At 47.5% G+C, this 15,798-nt stretch carries 16 protein-coding genes; 13 read left to right on the forward strand and 3 right to left on the reverse strand.

The window, feature by feature from the left end; all coding sequences use genetic code 11:
• The first annotated feature begins 30 nt into the window (after window positions 1-30).
• The gene (locus ACM64D_RS02065) at window positions 31-1,458 is read left to right on the forward strand and encodes a hypothetical protein (RefSeq protein ID WP_415061525.1); all 1,428 of its coding nucleotides are present in this window, start codon (window positions 31-33) and stop codon (window positions 1,456-1,458) included.
• A complete protein-coding gene (locus ACM64D_RS02070; protein ID WP_415061526.1) occupies window positions 1,428-1,850 on the forward strand; it encodes a hypothetical protein in 423 nt (140 codons plus the stop codon). The genes ACM64D_RS02065 and ACM64D_RS02070 overlap by 31 nt, the downstream gene beginning before the upstream one ends.
• On the opposite strand, the gene ACM64D_RS02075 is transcribed toward ACM64D_RS02070, so the two are convergent.
• On the reverse strand, window positions 1,793-2,350 hold the full coding sequence (locus tag ACM64D_RS02075) for a hypothetical protein (protein WP_415061527.1): 558 nt from the start codon (window positions 2,348-2,350) through the stop codon (window positions 1,793-1,795). The genes ACM64D_RS02070 and ACM64D_RS02075 overlap by 58 nt on opposite strands.
• Before the next feature lie 108 nt (window positions 2,351-2,458).
• On the opposite strand from ACM64D_RS02075, the gene ACM64D_RS02080 reads away from it, so the two are divergent.
• Window positions 2,459-2,902: a hypothetical protein gene (locus ACM64D_RS02080; RefSeq protein ID WP_415061528.1), complete on the forward strand. Its 444-nt coding sequence runs from the start codon at window positions 2,459-2,461 to the stop codon at window positions 2,900-2,902.
• 231 nt (window positions 2,903-3,133) lie between these two features.
• Here the strand turns inward: ACM64D_RS02080 and ACM64D_RS02085 are convergent, their stop codons facing one another.
• The gene (locus tag ACM64D_RS02085; RefSeq protein WP_415061529.1) at window positions 3,134-3,817 is read right to left on the reverse strand and encodes an alpha/beta fold hydrolase; all 684 of its coding nucleotides are present in this window, start codon (window positions 3,815-3,817) and stop codon (window positions 3,134-3,136) included.
• A 119-nt stretch (window positions 3,818-3,936) separates the two neighbouring features.
• Between ACM64D_RS02085 and ACM64D_RS02090 the strand changes: the two genes are divergently transcribed.
• The 6 genes from ACM64D_RS02090 (at window position 3,937) to ACM64D_RS02115 (ending at window position 11,932) form a co-directional block, all read left to right on the forward strand.
• A complete protein-coding gene (locus ACM64D_RS02090; protein WP_415061530.1) occupies window positions 3,937-6,444 on the forward strand; it encodes a cation-translocating P-type ATPase in 2,508 nt (835 codons plus the stop codon).
• A gap of 14 nt (window positions 6,445-6,458) precedes the next feature.
• Window positions 6,459-7,058 (forward strand): YceI family protein, encoded by a 600-nt coding sequence (locus tag ACM64D_RS02095; protein WP_415061531.1) that lies wholly within the window; start codon window positions 6,459-6,461, stop codon window positions 7,056-7,058.
• 125 nt (window positions 7,059-7,183) lie between these two features.
• Window positions 7,184-7,936, forward strand: a complete 753-nt coding sequence (locus ACM64D_RS02100; RefSeq protein WP_415061532.1) for a glucose 1-dehydrogenase — start codon at window positions 7,184-7,186, stop codon at window positions 7,934-7,936.
• A gap of 6 nt (window positions 7,937-7,942) precedes the next feature.
• Window positions 7,943-8,656: an ABC transporter ATP-binding protein gene (locus tag ACM64D_RS02105; protein ID WP_415061533.1), complete on the forward strand. Its 714-nt coding sequence runs from the start codon at window positions 7,943-7,945 to the stop codon at window positions 8,654-8,656.
• Window positions 8,653-11,010: an ABC transporter permease gene (locus ACM64D_RS02110; protein ID WP_415061534.1), complete on the forward strand. Its 2,358-nt coding sequence runs from the start codon at window positions 8,653-8,655 to the stop codon at window positions 11,008-11,010. Before ACM64D_RS02105 ends, ACM64D_RS02110 begins: the two co-directional genes overlap by 4 nt.
• Window position 11,011: 1 nt before the next feature.
• Window positions 11,012-11,932: an efflux RND transporter periplasmic adaptor subunit gene (locus ACM64D_RS02115; RefSeq protein WP_415061535.1), complete on the forward strand. Its 921-nt coding sequence runs from the start codon at window positions 11,012-11,014 to the stop codon at window positions 11,930-11,932.
• Here ACM64D_RS02115 and ACM64D_RS02120 read toward each other — a convergent pair.
• Window positions 11,901-12,791, reverse strand: a complete 891-nt coding sequence (locus ACM64D_RS02120; RefSeq protein WP_415061536.1) for a pirin family protein — start codon at window positions 12,789-12,791, stop codon at window positions 11,901-11,903. The two genes, ACM64D_RS02115 and ACM64D_RS02120, sit on opposite strands and share 32 nt — an antisense overlap.
• A 79-nt stretch (window positions 12,792-12,870) precedes the next feature.
• Between ACM64D_RS02120 and ACM64D_RS02125 the strand changes: the two genes are divergently transcribed.
• The 4 genes from ACM64D_RS02125 to ACM64D_RS02140 all read left to right on the forward strand — a co-directional run bounded on the left by ACM64D_RS02125 (window position 12,871) and on the right by ACM64D_RS02140 (window position 15,608).
• Window positions 12,871-13,644, forward strand: a complete 774-nt coding sequence (locus ACM64D_RS02125; protein WP_415061537.1) for an AMP nucleosidase — start codon at window positions 12,871-12,873, stop codon at window positions 13,642-13,644.
• A gap of 89 nt (window positions 13,645-13,733) precedes the next feature.
• Complete coding sequence (locus ACM64D_RS02130) at window positions 13,734-14,198, forward strand: hypothetical protein (protein ID WP_415061538.1); 465 nt, start codon at window positions 13,734-13,736, stop codon at window positions 14,196-14,198.
• 192 nt (window positions 14,199-14,390) lie between these two features.
• Window positions 14,391-14,936: a hypothetical protein gene (locus ACM64D_RS02135; RefSeq protein ID WP_415061539.1), complete on the forward strand. Its 546-nt coding sequence runs from the start codon at window positions 14,391-14,393 to the stop codon at window positions 14,934-14,936.
• Between the two features lie 180 nt (window positions 14,937-15,116).
• Window positions 15,117-15,608 carry a Dps family protein gene (locus ACM64D_RS02140; RefSeq protein WP_415061540.1) on the forward strand — a complete coding sequence of 164 codons (492 nt, stop codon included), beginning with the start codon at window positions 15,117-15,119 and terminating at the stop codon, window positions 15,606-15,608.
• The last annotated feature ends 190 nt before the right edge of the window (window positions 15,609-15,798 follow it).

Genomic DNA, 15,798 nt, shown 5'->3' on the forward strand with positions numbered 1-15,798 from the left:
TTCGCCGACCTGTAGGAAAGGGAGATAGTGGTGAAGCAATCTAAAGCATCCTTTTGGATTTATACATTTTGTTGTTTTGCTTCGTTTGCTGTGTTTGGGGGTTATAGTCTTTATTACCAAACAGGGTACAGCGATTATGCTTCGACGGCTGAGGAGCAAGTCCTTAAAAAGCTTCAAACCGTCAATCAATCATTGAGTGGAATGACGCCGAAAGAGGACATGAGTTGTTCATGCCAATTCGGAGATCAGACCAACGTTCTTAGCTTCGAAAAACCCTCCGACTGCGGTCCTGATCGGAACTATCTGCAAGACAAGTTTCAAGCCTTCAAAAAGATCGACCCCAAAGGTTATTTTGTCGGAGGTCGAGATTATTCCAAAACGGCGGATGTTTTACCGCGTAAGTGCGCACTTTATATCATGAAAAGATTCTGGAAAGATCGTGCGCTGTCTCCTGAGGAAAAAAGGGAGGCGGATATTGAATGGAATCGCTCCGCGCCGCCATCGGATCAGCGTGAAGTCAAAGAGGTGAAGGACTACAGGCAAGATCCTCGCCTCTTTTCAAAGTGTGATAGTGATCCTGACGGTGTGCCTGAGCGTTATGGGCACAAAGCCTGTGTGACCGAAGATTATGTCAACTTGGTCTATAACTCACTTATTGACGTTTCAGATTGTTTGGATGTGCCTGCGAAATTTATTGCGCCTAAACTTTCCAATGAAAGTGGATTGCATGTAAATGCTTTCGGTTTGGTGAATGATGGCGGTATTGGGCAGTTCACGGACCAAGCTTTGGCGGACGTGGCACAAAATTATGACAACTTCAAAGGACGCATCACCGGCAGCAGCAAAGAATCTTGCCAGCGTTTGCGTTCAATTCCGGGTGTTATGCCTAAAAATAGCAAAGAGATTCTGAGCTCTGACTCAAATCGTTGCCACGCGATTTCAACACCGCCCAATCCACTGCGCAGTCTGGTGTACTATGGAATCTTCTATCATTCGACGAAACGAAATTCGAATGGGGCTTTCAGTAGATCCACAGACTCTAAAGATCCGAACTTCCGAGGTGCAGAAGCTTTGATGAAAGAGGCGGGTCTTGAAGGGTACGACATTGAAAAAATCAAAGAGATGATTTTTGTGATGGCTTACAACTCGGGGCCGGGTCGCCCTGCGGTTTTCTTCCGTGAATGGTTGAAGTACCGTCTTGAAACGATAAAAAAATATCCTATCACGAAGGCAGACTTTGATATGAACTATTGGCCGACAGGTCCTCAGTTTAAAGCCAAGGCGGGGGAGGCTCGCGTGCAGGCCTTGGGTAAAAAGGGCAAACCTTTGACATTGGCGGAGTATCTTTTTGCCTATAAAGATTCTGTCTATATAGCGGCGGTAAAAGCGCAAGCCAGAGTTTTAGATAAAGGACTAGGAGCGGGAACATGCACAGAATCCAAATTTTTAGAGCTTTAATTTTGATCTTCCTTCTTGGCGGCTCGGTGGCGGGTGCGGCGCGGGCGGCGAAGGTGGACGTGTATTCCGAGTTTCAGAAGAAAATTGCAAAATTAGAAACGGATCTTAAGAAAGAAAAGGACATTACAAAGAAGTATGATTCTTTTTTGAAGTCCTATCGCGAATTGAGTGATCTGCGAGCGAAGAATCCTCGCCAAGCGGAAGAAAAAGAGCTGAATATGAGCCTTTTCATGGATTCTTTGGCGTTCTTGCCTGAAAAAAAAGAATTTCAGGCCAAGAAATGCGGGGACTACAAAAAAGAAGTCACTACGATGATGCAGTCCTATTCAAAAGATCAAAAAGAGCCTTTTGTCGAAAGAGCTTTTAAAGTCGTGGATCTCATCTGCAAATAAGGTGAGCACTCATTCTCGGCGTACTTCATAGGGACCGAGAAGCTTTTTCCGTCAACATCAATATCCAAGACAACTTTGCGGGAGTTAAATTTTCCCGCAAAACTTTTTTCCATGACTAGGGCAGAAGAAAAGGCCCAGGCTTTGACCTTGTGACCATTCATTTCCTGAGCGTCTGTCAAACCGAAGCAGGATTCGATCATATCGTCTTGAATTTCACATTTTTCCCGAGGCCATTCGTAACGTTGAACGGTCGGTAAAGAAGACAGCGTCTGCGCGCGAGCGGCCAAGGTCGCTATATCATTCGGAGTCGCCAGCCCATCAAAGATCGGCATATATCCCGTGCCATTGTGATGAAAGACTTCAACAACCACTGTGCCCCCGAATTCTCGCACGACGAAGCTGGTGGTGGGAAACTCAGTCACACACGCCATATCCATTTTGTCAGAGGCAAACGAGGCCAAGGGAAAAAGAAAAGTACAAATTAGTAATAGTGTTTTCATTGTGATTCCTCAACGATCTACATTAAAAAGGTATCAGTAATCAGGCACAAGCCCCAGTCGAGATTGAAAAAACTGTAGGAACATAAGATAAAAGGACGGGAGGTGAGCATGAAGACATCCATTTTAACACTCTTATTATGGCTCTTGGTCTTGGATGCCCTCGGGGCGGTACGATCCCGTCGCCATCACGAGATTCCAATTCGCAGCTCACGAAGTTTGAGAACTCAGGTCGACAGTTACGCGGAACTTCTGCAAAAGGAAGTGATAAAAGCTAAGAACCCTCGAGATAAGTTTCGCGCCGTGAATCGAGTTCTTGGACAGATCCAAGCCTTGCGTGATAACAGCGCTCCCCAGGGGGCTTTAGATGAATCCCATATGGATCTTCTGGTGACGGTGTTGGAGTCTTTGCCAAGGGAAAGTCAGTTTCGAAAAAGAGATTGTTCTAAATACGAAAATGATCTGTTGACGCAGTATGAACCTATGGCGGACGAATCCCCCTCAGAGCCCGCCGTGACGCCGGGGTGGAATGTTTTGCAATCCCTGTGTCGGTAAGGGCCCGCAAGAGGAGCTGATTCTTTTAGGGCGTTGAGGTCGTTTTTACTCTCTGGAACCAGGTTAATAAATCCTGATCAAAAAGATGACTTTCTTCCAGTTGAGGCGTGTGAGAACTTTTCTCATAGATTTTACACTCGATATTTTTAAAATAAGGCAGGACTTTATCCCATAAAGACGGGGGGCCCGTCAGAAAATCATACCGTCCCAAACCTAAGAAGACGGGAGCATTCAGCTTATCCAAACCTTGAGTGATATCAATATCTCGGAAAACCTCACCCCAAACATAGTCAAAGACTTGCATGTTCGTATAGACGCCCCGCCAACAAGTTCGGTGGCATCAAAGTTGATTTCATACCAGCTCTTAGGTCCCATGCGAAGGCAGTAGGTGACAAATCGTTTCTCGGGATTCGCTGCGATTTCCGGTCCAAGATGTTTTAGATTCTCCGTCAAGGCTTCTTTTCTTTCTAAGGAGGCAAAGTCGTCAAAATACTTCTGCCCAGCCTCATGACTGGAAGGGCTGTAGTTAGGGCTGACTCCGAGAAGGACGACGGCTTGAATATGCTGTGGATATCTTTTGGCGTATTCGAGTGCCATAAAGGCATGGCCAGAGTGTCCAATGATCGTGAAGCGGTCGAGATTCAAAAATTTTCTTTGCGCTTCAATGTCCGCGATAATCGCATCCAGGGAAAAAGTGCTGTTTGCGAAATTTCCTGAGGGCGGATGGACAAATCCTTTATGGTCAACAAAGTGAAAATGAAAATGTTGACGCAGTTGTGGTGAGAAGGTTCTGGGATAATAGACAGAACTTCCGATCACCAGGGCCGGGTCACCCTGCCCTTCCGAGACGAAGCCAAGCTGAAATCCCGCAATATCAATGTGACCTGCTTTGGAGCGAGTGCGTGTTGTTTCCATATCCTCAGAGTGTAATAGGAGAATTGTCAGAATTCCAGTTTCTTTTAAATGTTTCTCTATAACAATATTTTCAGCGACGACCCTTCCTAATGGGAGTATAACGATCTCACGAGCTGATTATGAGAAAAAAGATTTCATTCGAAAACTTAAAAGATATTCAACGGTCCCAGAAGGGACTCAGTGGCGACGAAGTGGAAAGACAACGCAGACACTTCGGTCTGAATGAAATTGTCGAAGTTGCCGGGAATCCTTGGATAGAGCTGGCCCAGGAAACTCTTAAAGATCCTATGATTTGGTTTTTGGTCGGCATTGGCAGTATTTTTTTTCTTGTGGGAGAGCCCAGTGAAGGATTGGTGCTGTTTGTTGCCATTCTGCCTTTGCTTTTTATGGATGCCATCCTTCATCGCCGGACCCAGGCCTCGATTCGATCTTTAAAAAGTCAGTTGGCATCGCAAGTTCTTGTGATTCGCCAAGGGGTCGAACAAACTCTGCCTTCGCAGGAACTTGTTCCCGGAGATCTTGTGCGGATTTCTTCCGGCGAATATTTACCTGCCGATGGTTTCTTCGAACAGACGGACGGTCTTCAAGTGGACGAGTCTCTTTTGACCGGAGAGGCCTTTCCGATAACGAAAGGCCCGTTGGCGTTTCAAGATTCATGGTTGAATAGCAAGGATGAAGTATTGGTTGAAGCGCAACAGTTGGGACATGCGGGAACGCGTGTATTAACTGGACATGGGTTTTTGCGCATTCTTTTTACGGGTCGTCAAACGGCCTATGGCGAGATTGTTGACTCCGTGGGAAGACTTCCCCATGAAAGAACTCCTTTGCAAAAGGCGATAACGAAGTTGGTTCAGGTGTTGGTGTATTCGGCGGCTGTTTTTTGTCTTCTTTTGGCGGCAGTGCGAATTTATCAGGGATATGGCTGGTTGGATGCTCTTCTAAGTGCGGCCACGTTGGCTGTCGCTGCGATTCCTGAAGAGTTTCCGGTGGTGTTCACATTTTTTTTAGGAGTCGGAGTTTATCGTTTGGCGACCAAACATGCTCTGGTTCGTCGCGCGGTCTCCGTTGAAAATATCGGGCGTGTGACACAGATTTGTACGGACAAAACAGGGACGATCACAATAGGTCAGCTTAAGCTTGTTCATCTCGATGTGGCCCCCTCAGAAAGTGAAGAAAATTTGTTGTGGGTCGCCTCCCAGGCCTCTGACCGCGTTGGCATGGACCCCGTCGATCAGGCGATCAATGAGAGAGCGCAAGAAAAAGCGATTCCCCATTTGCAACGCCTTCGGGTTTTCCCTTTTACCGAAGATCGAAAAAGAGAAGCGGCTTTCGTTAAGAACTCTCAAGGACAGGATATCTGTTGTCTTAAAGGGGCTCCCGAGATGGTTCTTTCCATGTCGAAGTTGTCGATAGAAGAGCGAGCACAGTGGCTTGAGAAGACATCCCGATGGGCGCAAGACGGGCACAAAGTTTTAGCTTGTGCTCAAAGAACACTGACTTCTCAGGATCTGACGCAAGAGCCGCAAGAGGATTTTATTTTTTGTGGACTCTTGGCATTTGAAGATCCTCCGCGAAAAGAAGTGGCGGCGGCCATAAGTTACTGTCAAAAAAATGGCATTCGCGTCTTGATGATCACCGGCGATCATCGCGAGACGGCCTTGGCCATCGGAAAAGACATCGGCCTTGGGCAGGGCTCGCCGGTTGTGGTGTCGGCGGAAGATGAGGCAGAAAAATTTGCAGAGTCTTGGTTGGCCGATCATCCTGACTTTTTAAAAGGGTTGGATATCGTGGCTCGTTGCAATCCCTTACAAAAGCTTCGCATTGTCAGCGCCCTTCGTCATTCGGGTGAGCTGGTTGCGGTTACGGGAGATGGGGTTAATGACGTGCCAGCCTTGAAGGCGGCTGACATTGGTATTGCGATGGGAGAGCGGGGAACCCGCAGTGCCAAAGAAGTGGCCTCCATCATCCTTATGGACGACAACTTCAGTACGATCGTGAATGCCATTCGCGAAGGTCGTCAACTTTTCTTAAGTCTGAAAAAAAGTTTCGAATATCTTCTTCTTATCCATATTCCTCTGGTGTTGACGGCCGCGTTAATTCCGTTGATGGGGTACCCACTTCTTTATTTGCCTGTGCATGTTGTTTGGCTGGAGCTGCTGATCCATCCCTCCGCTCTCTTTGCGTTTCAGCAGAAGTCGTCAGATAAACAGAAAGATCGCTTGCAGATTCACGAGCGCAGTAAGAACCTCTTCTTCTTTTCAAGGCGTGAGGGGTGGTGGTTGAGCATTCTCGGATTGGTTTTTACAGGGGTTCTGACTTTAAGCTATGTTTCCAGCTTTTCTGAGAGCGGAGATGCGACTCATGCCCGCGCCAAAGCTTTGGCGCTTTTAACCTTGTGGAGTGCGATGATCGTGGCGGCTTTGACAGGCCTTCGTGAGATCGCTTCCAGATTGATTTTTACCGGAACTGTCTTATCCGCCGTTTTGATTATTCAAATTCCTTGGTTCAGTAAACTATTGCATCTTTCTGGCCTTCATGGGGAAGACTGGATAAATGTGGTGGGAATCCTCGGCGTCTTTTTTGTGATCCTTCAATTGCGGCGACCTAAGAGAAAGGCATCGACCTAACCTCGGAGGACCTTGTGAACTGCTTTTACGTAATGTCTTTGCTTTTTATCCTCCTTCTGGGGCCGGTGGGGACCTTCGCCCAAGAGGCCACAGAGGGGATTGGCTTTTGTTCTGAGTATGTTGCACAGAAGACAATGGGATTTATTTCTGATTCGGAAGTCGTTGGAAAAAGCTGTTCGGGAACATTTTGGATCAAAAAAAGTTCAGGCGGAAAGTTCGTAGTTTCTGCGGTGATTCCGGTGGGAAGTTTTGACAGCGGCATTCGCAAAAGAGACGTCGACATTGAGCGACTGTTCACGAGCTCGTCCTCAAAAGGCCTTTTGCGTTTTGATTCTAAAGAGTTAGATGCCACTTTCTTGGAACAACTAAAATCAGGCAGTGCCGAACTTCCCGGAGTCTTGACCTTAAAAGACGTCTCACGCGATGTTCGATTTGAAGTTCAACTTGATTCTGAGAACAAACGAATTCTGGCGACCTTAGAGACGAAGCTGACCGATTTCGGCTTAGAGCCTCCACGGGTGCTCGGGGGATTTATTGCTAAAGTGCATCCCGATTTTAAAATCAGGGTCAACGTGGATGCCAAAGTTTTGTCTGATTTCAATCCTCAAGAATAAATTCCTGCAAATCTGTCTTACAGCAAAAATATATCTGGCCTTATGTATTTCATAGAAGATCTGTGATTGGGGTGAACGCCGCCAGTCAACAATCGTAAGATGAGGGGTGAACACGCGAGGTGTTTATGAAAAACAAAGTGGCCTTTGTGACCGGGGCGGGCTCGGGAATCGGCAGAGCGACGGCGTTGGCTTATGCGCAACGAAATACACGCGTCGCGGTTGTTGATTACTCTGAAGAAGCGGCGTGGGAGACTCTTCGTCAGATCCGCGAAAAAAGTGACGTCCCCGCCGAGGCTTTCATTTGTGACGTGACCATAGAAGAAGAAGTTCGAAGTGCGATTCTTAAGACCAGTGATGTTCTGGGGCCTATCACGGAGGCTTTTAACAATGCGGGTACGGAAGGGGAACCGGGTTCGTTGTGCTCTTGTACTGATGAAAACTGGGATGGAGTTTTTAATATCAATATTCGCGGAATTTGGCTGTGCATGAAATATCAGTTGGACCAGATGGCGAAGAATGGTGGAGGAGCGGTGGTGAATTGCTCCTCGATTGCGGGCTTGACCGGTTTTGCCAATATGGCCCCTTATGTCGCCAGCAAGCACGCCGTTCTAGGTCTGACCAAAGCGGCGGCGTTGGAATACGCCAAGTACGGTGTTCGCGTCAATGCGATTTGTCCCGGATTTATCGATACTCCGATGTTGGCAAGATATGCCAAGTACTTTCACGTCACCAAAGAAAAAATGGCAGAGGGAACTCCCATGGGACGCTTGGGAACGCCGCCCGAAATTGCCCACGCTGTTCTTTGGCTTAACTCTCAAGAGGCCTCCTTTGTCACGGGACATGCCTTGGTGGCAGATGGAGGTTGGGTCATTCAATGACCTATTATGGCGGAGCAGGCGGCGATTCTTTCAGCCAAAGATCTCCATAAAAACTACGCGATGGGCGAAGTTCAGGTGCAGGCCCTTCGCGGTGTGAACTTACAACTTTTTCCTCATGAGTTTGTTGTCTTGTTGGGTCCTTCAGGAAGTGGCAAATCCACCTTGCTTAATATTCTTGGCGGTTTGGACTCTCCCAGTTCGGGAGAAGTTTTTTATGCCGATCAGAATCTGACAAAGGCCACTCAAACACAGTTGACTCAATATCGGCGTTATCATGTGGGCTTTGTCTTTCAGTTTTATAACTTAATTTCGAATCTCTCTGCCGCCGAAAATGTCGAATTGGTCACGGATATTAGCGAGCATCCCATGACCTCGCTGGAGGCTCTGGATCTTGTCGGCCTGAAAGAACGTAAAGATCACTTTCCCTCGCAACTTTCAGGAGGGGAGCAGCAGCGTGTGGCCATTGCCCGGGCCATCGCCAAGCGGCCTCAAATTTTGTTATGTGATGAGCCGACGGGCGCTTTGGACCTGACCACGGGGAAGTTGGTTTTACAAGCGATTGAAAAGGTCCATCGTGAATTGGGAACTCTGGTTGTTGTGATCACACATAACACGGCCATCGCGGGACTTGCGGATCGGGTTCTTTATTTTCGCGATGGACAGGTTTTTAAGGAAAATCGAAATCTTCAGAAAACGTCTTTAGATGAGGTGTTTTGGTGAAAGTTTTGGATAGAAAACTTCTTCGTGATTTATGGGCCTTTCGCGCCCAAGTCCTGACTTTGGCGACGTTGGTGATCTGTGGTGTCGCGGTCTTGGTGGCTTCCTGGAGCGCATATATTTCTTTGCAGAAGGCGCAGGTGATCTATTATGCACAAAATAGATTTGCCGATGTTTTTGCAGAGGTGGTGCGAGCCCCGTCTGATATTTTAGAGAGAATTCGTAAAGTCCCCGGTGTGGAACTGGCCGAGGGCCGGGTGGTGGAAGATGTTCTTCTTGATGTTCCCCAACAGGTGGAACCGGCCTTGGGGCGGTTCATTTCTTATGACCCTCAAAGTTTGCTCAACTTGATTCATCTCAAGAAAGGGCGATTTCCAGAGGGAGGAAGTGCTAACGAAGTTCTGGTGCACGAAAGTTTTGCCAAAGCTCATAACCTAAATCCGGGAGATCATTTTAAGGCTCTGTTCAAAGGCAAAGTCACTCGTTTCGTGGTGGTGGGGGTTGGAATATCTCCAGAGTACGTCTATGCCCTCAGCCCGATTGCGCCCTTACCTGATGATCGCCACTTTGGTGTGATCTGGTTGAATCATGCCGTTCTGTCGCGACTGAACCAGATGGAGGGGGCCTTTAATAGTTTTGTTATTCGTCGAGAATCGGGAGCGTCGTTAGGTCCCCTGAAAGCCTCGCTGGATAGGCTGCTTAAACCTTTTGGTTCGATGGGGTCCTATGATCGTTCTCGGCAAATCAGTAACATGTTTGTGGAGGATGAGATTCGTCAACAAAGATCCATGTCGGCGGTGGTGCCGGGAATTTTTATAAGTATCGCCACTTTTATTATGCATATCGTGATGGTCCGTCTGGTGAGTCTGCATCGAGGACAGATCGCGACGTTAAAGTCTGTGGGTTATTCTTCTTTTCATTTGGCGATCTACTATTGGAAGCTGGTCTCTGTGATCCTTGCGATTGGATTGTTGCCCTCTTTTGTTTTGGCCTATGGCATCGGTCAGTGGTACTCCGGGCTTTATGCGGAGTATTTTCGCTTTCCACAGATCGATTTTTCACTTTCTTTACAGGCCGTTTTGTTAGGGCTGATCGCAGGATTTGTTCCGGGGTGGATGGCTTCACTGACGGCCTTACTAACGGTATTTCGTTTGGCTCCGGCCGAGGCGATGCGCCCCCTGTCCCCGCCGAAGTTTCACAAAAGTTTTTTTGAGAAGTGGAGACTGGTCAAACTTCAGTCTGTGCAAACCAAGATGATTATGCGCAGTCTGCTTTTTCGTCCTTTGCGAACTTTCTTTGGAATTATGGGTGTCGCAGCGGCGACGGGAGTTTTAATCAACGGGAGCTTTTGGATGGACATCGTCAATTATATGATTCAACGGCAATTTCATGAAATGAGCCGTGACGATATCGAAGTGCGATTTGTTCATCCACGAAGACTTGATGTGATATCAGAGCTAAAAAGGATTCCGGGCATTGCGATGATTGAAGGAACGCGCAGCGTTCCTGTCCGTTTGCATTTTCGCAATATATCAAAAGAAACAGCACTGATTTCAGTGAGTCCGGAGTCCTCCTTGCGGCGAATCTTGGATCGCAGAGGGCAAACCTTGCAGGCTTTGAGTGGGCGGGTTTTGTTGAGTCAGTATTTTCAAAAAAAATACAATATGAAGGTGGGGGACGAGGTGTCCTTTGAAGTCATCGATGGGCGTCTTCCCACTTTCAAGGCCGCGATCGGAGGTTTTGTCGATGATGTCTTGGGGTCTACGGCCTACGTCGACAAAGAGGATTTGCATAGATGGCTTTCAGAGGCCGCGAGTATCGATTCCGTTTTTTTGACGGTGTATCCTCAGGAGGCACAGCGAGTTTATATTAAACTCAAGGAAATGCCGGAGGTCGCGGCGGTTTCAGTAAAAAAACTTTTGATCGAGAGCTTTACGGTGACCTTGGCGGGGATGATTCTAACCTTTACTTTAATTCTTATTGCCTTTGCGATTATGATTTCGGCGGCCGTGTTGGTGAATTTAGCCCGTATTAACCTCTCTGAAAAGTCTTGGGAAATGGCAAGTATGGAGATCATGGGTTTTCGTGTGGGGGAAGTTTTTCGACTTCTTTTTTTGGAGTTGGGAATTCAAGTCCTCCTCGCGCTGATCCCGGGTCTGATCTTGGGTTACGGTCTTTCTTATTTAAGCGTTAAATGGATTCATACGGACACTTTTAGTTTTCCTTTGATCGTTGAGGCCAAAACCTATGCGTTGGCGACAGGTGTGATCACTTTGACTTTTTTGGTAAGTGGTTGGTTTCTCTATCGCAAGGTCCGACAGTTAAACTTTTCAGAAGCCCTGAAGGCGAGGGAGTAATATGGCAAACAAACCTCGACGATGGATTTCCCAAATTATGTACGCTGGCTTTGTTATTGTCCTTGGGGTCTCGCTGTGGGTGTTTTTTAGAACGGCCCCTCTCAAGGTGGAAGTTGCGAAAGTCACGCGAGGGCATTTTGAGGAGACTCTATTGATTGATGGGAAAATTCGGTCGCGCAACCGCCTGACCGTGGGGGCCTTTACCACAGGAGACCTTGAACGGATTGATTTGAAGGTCGGAGATCTCATAAAAAAAGGGCAACGGATCACAACGCTGATTTGGGACTTTCGAAAGGACGTCCGAAGTCCGATGGATGGAGTCATTGCCAAGGTCTATCGCGAATCCGCAGGGCCGGTTCTGCGCGGAGATCCCTTGGTGGACATTCTAGATCCCAATGATCTGGAAATCGTTGCCGAGGTTTTAACCACGGATGCCGTACGTATTCCTGAAGGCGCCCGCGTTTTTGTTTCAGGACTGGGAATTCCCCAGGTGTTGCTAGCCAAAGTCGTCGGCGTGAGTCGCGCGGGCTTCATAAAGATCTCGGCGTTGGGGGTTGAGGAAGAAAGAACGGAGTTGCGCATGTCTTTTGATAAGCTGCCGAAGGAGCTTCTTTCTAGAATTGGCGATACCTTTCATGTGGAGCTTTCGATTCTTATCTCGCAAGATGAAAATGTCCTCAAGATTCCCTTGTCGGCAGTGTTTAAGGATCAATCAAAGTGGAAAGTCTACGCAGTTGAAGATAAAAAGGCCGCGATAAAAGAGATTTCTATCTTAAAGAAAAACGACTACGAAGTGGTCGTTGGCAGCGGACTTTCAGAAGGGGATTTAGTGATTGTCTTCCCCGGGGATACGGTGGCTCCAGGGAAACGAATTCAGTGGAAAGAAGTTGCTACCCCCTCAAGTCTTCCGGCAGAGGAATGATGTCAGGTTCACCGGGGACTTGGGGGAAGCTTCCGTCGCGCCAGGCTTGTTTGGCTCTTTCAATTTTCTCTTTTGAAGACGAAACATAGTTCCAATAGATATGACGAGGTTCGGGAAGAGGTTCTCCTCCGAGAAGGACCAGATGCGTGTCTTCTTTTGCGATGACTTGTAAAGAGGAATTTGTCGCAAGCACGACGAAGTCATCTGTGGTGATCTCTTTGTCTCCCACGGATAAACGCCCTTGAATAATAAAGAAGGCGGACTCTTGCCCTTCGGGATCAAAATTGAAGATCTGCCCTTTCTTCATTCGCACATCGAGAAAAAACAAAGGCGAGAAAACTTCAACGGGTGATTTTCTTCCAAAGGCGGAGCCTGCAATCAAGGCGACGTCGATATCATCCACCTTGAAGTGAGGAATGCTTTCTTGCGCATGATGGGTGAAGTGAGGCGGGCTGTCTTCTTGATCAAGGGGCAAGGCCACCCAAAATTGCAGAAGGTGAAGGCGGTGAGGAAGAGGGCGCAGTGCGGGGGGTGTTCTTTCGGAATGGGAAATGCCAATCCCTGCAGTCATCCAGTTGACGTCGCCCGGAGTCAGGAGCTGTTTGTTTCCGAGGCTGTCGTGATGCAGGACCTCTCCCTCAAGAAGGTAGCTTAGTGTGGAGAGCCCAATATGAGGGTGAGGACGAACATCCATTCCTTCCCCTGCGGCAAAATCCGTAGCGGGAAAATAATCAAAGAAGATGAAGGGGCCGACCATGCGTTTTTTGGCGTACGGGATCAGACGATGGACTGTCGAACCACCTAACGAGATCAGGCGCGGAGCAATTTCCATCAGAATGACATTTTGTGTGGAACTCATATTCTGCCCCCTTTTATTCTGTCAAAACCCATGTTAGCCTAAATCACTTTATTAGATGAAGAAGAATTGAGGGAGTAGCATGAAAACAAAAAAAGAGATCGTAGAGAACTGGTTGCCTCGCTACACAGGCGTACCTCTTGAAGACTTTGGACAATACATCTTGCTGACCAATTTCAGCAATTACGTAAAGATGTTCGCTGAACAATTCAATGTTCCAGTTCGTGGCCAAGATAAACCAATGCAAACTGCCACGGCGGAAAATATCACGATCATGAATTTCGGAATGGGAAGTGCTTTGGCAGCCACTTGTATGGATTTGTTGTCGGCCATCAACCCGAAGGCGGCTTTATTTCTTGGAAAATGTGGTGGGATTAAAAAGAAAAATCAATTAGGTGATTTTGTTCTTCCGATCGCGGCCATTCGCGGCGAAGGCACCAGTAATGAATACATGCCGGCAGAGATTCCCGCGCTGCCCTCTTTCCGTCTTCAAAAAGCTGTATCGACGATGATCGCCAAACATCAGTGCGATTATTGGACGGGGACGGTTTACACCACCAATCGTCGAGTGTGGGAGCATGATGAGACATTCAAAGACTATTTAACTAAAACTCGGGCGATGGCCGTGGATATGGAAACAGCCACGATCTTTGTAACCGGTTTTGTGAATGAGATCCCGCGTGGCGCTTTGTTGCTAGTTTCGGACAACCCGATGATTCCAGAGGGCGTTAAGACCGAAGAGAGTGATAAGAAAGTCACAGCAAACTATGTTGAGAAGCACTTGGCGATCGGAATCGATGCTCTTCGCGAGTTGCGCGATTCTGGTGAATCCGTGAAGCACATGCGCTGGGACTGATTTCAGACAACTTTCCCTGGCCCGGAGTTCCCAAAGATATTCAGGTCGACTAGTGTGTTGTCATTACTTTGTAAGTAATGGAGGCCTGAATGACAAAATGGTTTGTACTTCTACTTACAGTGTTTTCGCTCTCGCAGGTGGGAGCGGCGCAAGAGCTGCCGCGTCCTCTGCCGGATGACCCTTATCCACGCGAGCCTTATCCGGGAGAGCCCCCCAGAGGCGTGGAGTATCCCTACTCCGTAGGGAGTGGAGATGTGGGGAGATTTGCGGCAAAGACTTATCAGTTTTTTCCGCGAACGGATCTTAATCGCCTGATAAAGATCCGTGTGGTCGGATTGAAAAATAAAATTGTAATCAACGAAGTAAAGCTTGTTTATTTGGATAACGGCAGTGAACGGTCGGAACTCATGTTGCCAGGAGATCTGCATGCGGGCTCTTTTCGTGAGACCTATTTAGACGGGCGGGCGATTTATCGTATAGATATCAACGCCTCCTCCTCAAATATCTTTAAAAAGCCCGGAGGTTACCGAGTGGACGTCACCGCTGTAAGGTGACAAATGCCTAAATTGGAGGCGTGAAAATTAGACATGAAACTTCAAAAAGCTCACAGTCCCCGGGGGACATTTTCGCTATTTTCACCTTTTTTCATGCAATTAACATATTGTGTCATTTTAAAATGTGCGATATAACTGGGCCCACTTTGAATCACAGATAAAAATGAAGATGCACTTTTGGGGAGGCTCGCTTTGATCAATCCAGGCAATAACATGCACGCTGATGAAATGATCGACTCTGACTTGGACTCGGACCTTGAGAACGAAAAAGAGATGAAGAAAACCTCTGCTTTTGAAGCAGATATGGACGACCTTGAGGTAGAAGCGGCTTTGGCTGCGATGCCGGGCAACCTCTTGATGGAAGGCGAAGAAGACGATCTGAACTTGGATGAGATCGAGAACATCTTAGAGTTACCAGATGCAGGATTTCCGAAGTTTACTCTTGCTAAGAATAAAGCTCGCTTTTTAAGAATGGTGAGCTGGTACCGTGGTAAAGAAGAGTGGATTGAAGTGGCTCCTTTGTCAGGGGTTACGAAGCTCTTTAAACAGCAAACCAAAGAATTAGAAGGCATTCGTTCTTCTAAATTGGACTATGAAATGGAACTTGAAACGGGCACATTGACGCCGTCACAAAGATCTTACCGTCGTGACGAACTTAAGATGTGTAAGGTTCAAGAGAAAATGGCTGTTCACTTGATCTCTAAGCTTCAAGTGAAAATTAAATCTGGCCGCAGATAATCTCTATCGCCAGTTGAAAATCAAAAACCACCTAAAACCCCGTTTCCTCATCGAACCGGGGTTTTGTTTTTCGTAGTCCTTACTATCAATTCTTTGTAAGGCAGCGCAGTGGGCCTATCACCCTCATGGGATTTCGTTTAGTCTTTTTAGAAAGATCTTACTTTCAGAAAGGCAGCGGCTATGAAAAAGAATAAACAATCTAAGCAAACAATTGATATTGGAATTTCTGAAAAAGAACGTCAGAAGATCGCTGACGGACTTTCTTGTCTGCTTGCGGACTCTTACACTCTTTATCTTAAAACGCACAACTTCCATTGGAATGTGACCGGGCCGATGTTTCAGACACTTCATTTGATGTTTGAAGCTCAGTACACAGAGCTTGCCTTGGCGGTGGATTTGATCGCGGAAAGAATTCGTTCATTGGGTGTTCCTGCGCCAGGCACCTATCGCGAATTTGCGAAGTTGACGACGATCAAAGAACCACATGGAGTTCCCTCAGCGACAGATATGATTCAACAATTGGTGGAAGGACAAGAGGCGGTTGTCAAGACAGCGCGTTCTTTGTTCCCTGTCGTTGAAAAAGCCGGGGATGAAGTGAGTGCCGATCTTCTGACCCAAAGAATGCAGCTTCATGAGAAGAATGCGTGGATGTTGAGAAGTTTGTTGGAGTAGGGGAGTTCCTGAGTCTACCGCCTCGAGAAGTATTTGCCTTTCACAAGTGAAACGGCTCGTTGGTCACTTCTGAGAGGGTACTCTCAGAAGTCCGAGGTAGAAAGGAATCCCCCATGGTCTTGACCTGACGAGCACGAGGCTCGTCAGGAAGGCCGCTCACGGACGGCCCCACTCGCTTCAACCCCGAGAG

This window comes from Bdellovibrio sp. (assembly GCF_047637665.1).
Taxonomy (GTDB): domain Bacteria; phylum Bdellovibrionota; class Bdellovibrionia; order Bdellovibrionales; family Bdellovibrionaceae; genus Bdellovibrio.

Excerpts from the sequence above, each read along its gene's own strand:
- ACM64D_RS02070 (WP_415061526.1), top strand. The coding sequence starts at position 1,428 with ATGCACAGAATCCAAATTTTTAGAGCTTTAATTTTGATCTTCCTTCTT.
- ACM64D_RS02075 (WP_415061527.1), bottom strand. The coding sequence starts at position 2,350 with ATGAAAACACTATTACTAATTTGTACTTTTCTTTTTCCCTTGGCCTCG.
- ACM64D_RS02080 (WP_415061528.1), top strand. The coding sequence starts at position 2,459 with ATGAAGACATCCATTTTAACACTCTTATTATGGCTCTTGGTCTTGGAT.
- ACM64D_RS02085 (WP_415061529.1), bottom strand. The coding sequence starts at position 3,817 with ATGGAAACAACACGCACTCGCTCCAAAGCAGGTCACATTGATATTGCG.
- ACM64D_RS02090 (WP_415061530.1), top strand. The coding sequence starts at position 3,937 with ATGAGAAAAAAGATTTCATTCGAAAACTTAAAAGATATTCAACGGTCC.
- ACM64D_RS02100 (WP_415061532.1), top strand. The coding sequence starts at position 7,184 with ATGAAAAACAAAGTGGCCTTTGTGACCGGGGCGGGCTCGGGAATCGGC.
- ACM64D_RS02105 (WP_415061533.1), top strand. The coding sequence starts at position 7,943 with ATGGCGGAGCAGGCGGCGATTCTTTCAGCCAAAGATCTCCATAAAAAC.
- ACM64D_RS02115 (WP_415061535.1), top strand. The coding sequence starts at position 11,012 with ATGGCAAACAAACCTCGACGATGGATTTCCCAAATTATGTACGCTGGC.
- ACM64D_RS02120 (WP_415061536.1), bottom strand. The coding sequence starts at position 12,791 with ATGAGTTCCACACAAAATGTCATTCTGATGGAAATTGCTCCGCGCCTG.
- ACM64D_RS02125 (WP_415061537.1), top strand. The coding sequence starts at position 12,871 with ATGAAAACAAAAAAAGAGATCGTAGAGAACTGGTTGCCTCGCTACACA.
- ACM64D_RS02130 (WP_415061538.1), top strand. The coding sequence starts at position 13,734 with ATGACAAAATGGTTTGTACTTCTACTTACAGTGTTTTCGCTCTCGCAG.
- ACM64D_RS02140 (WP_415061540.1), top strand. The coding sequence starts at position 15,117 with ATGAAAAAGAATAAACAATCTAAGCAAACAATTGATATTGGAATTTCT.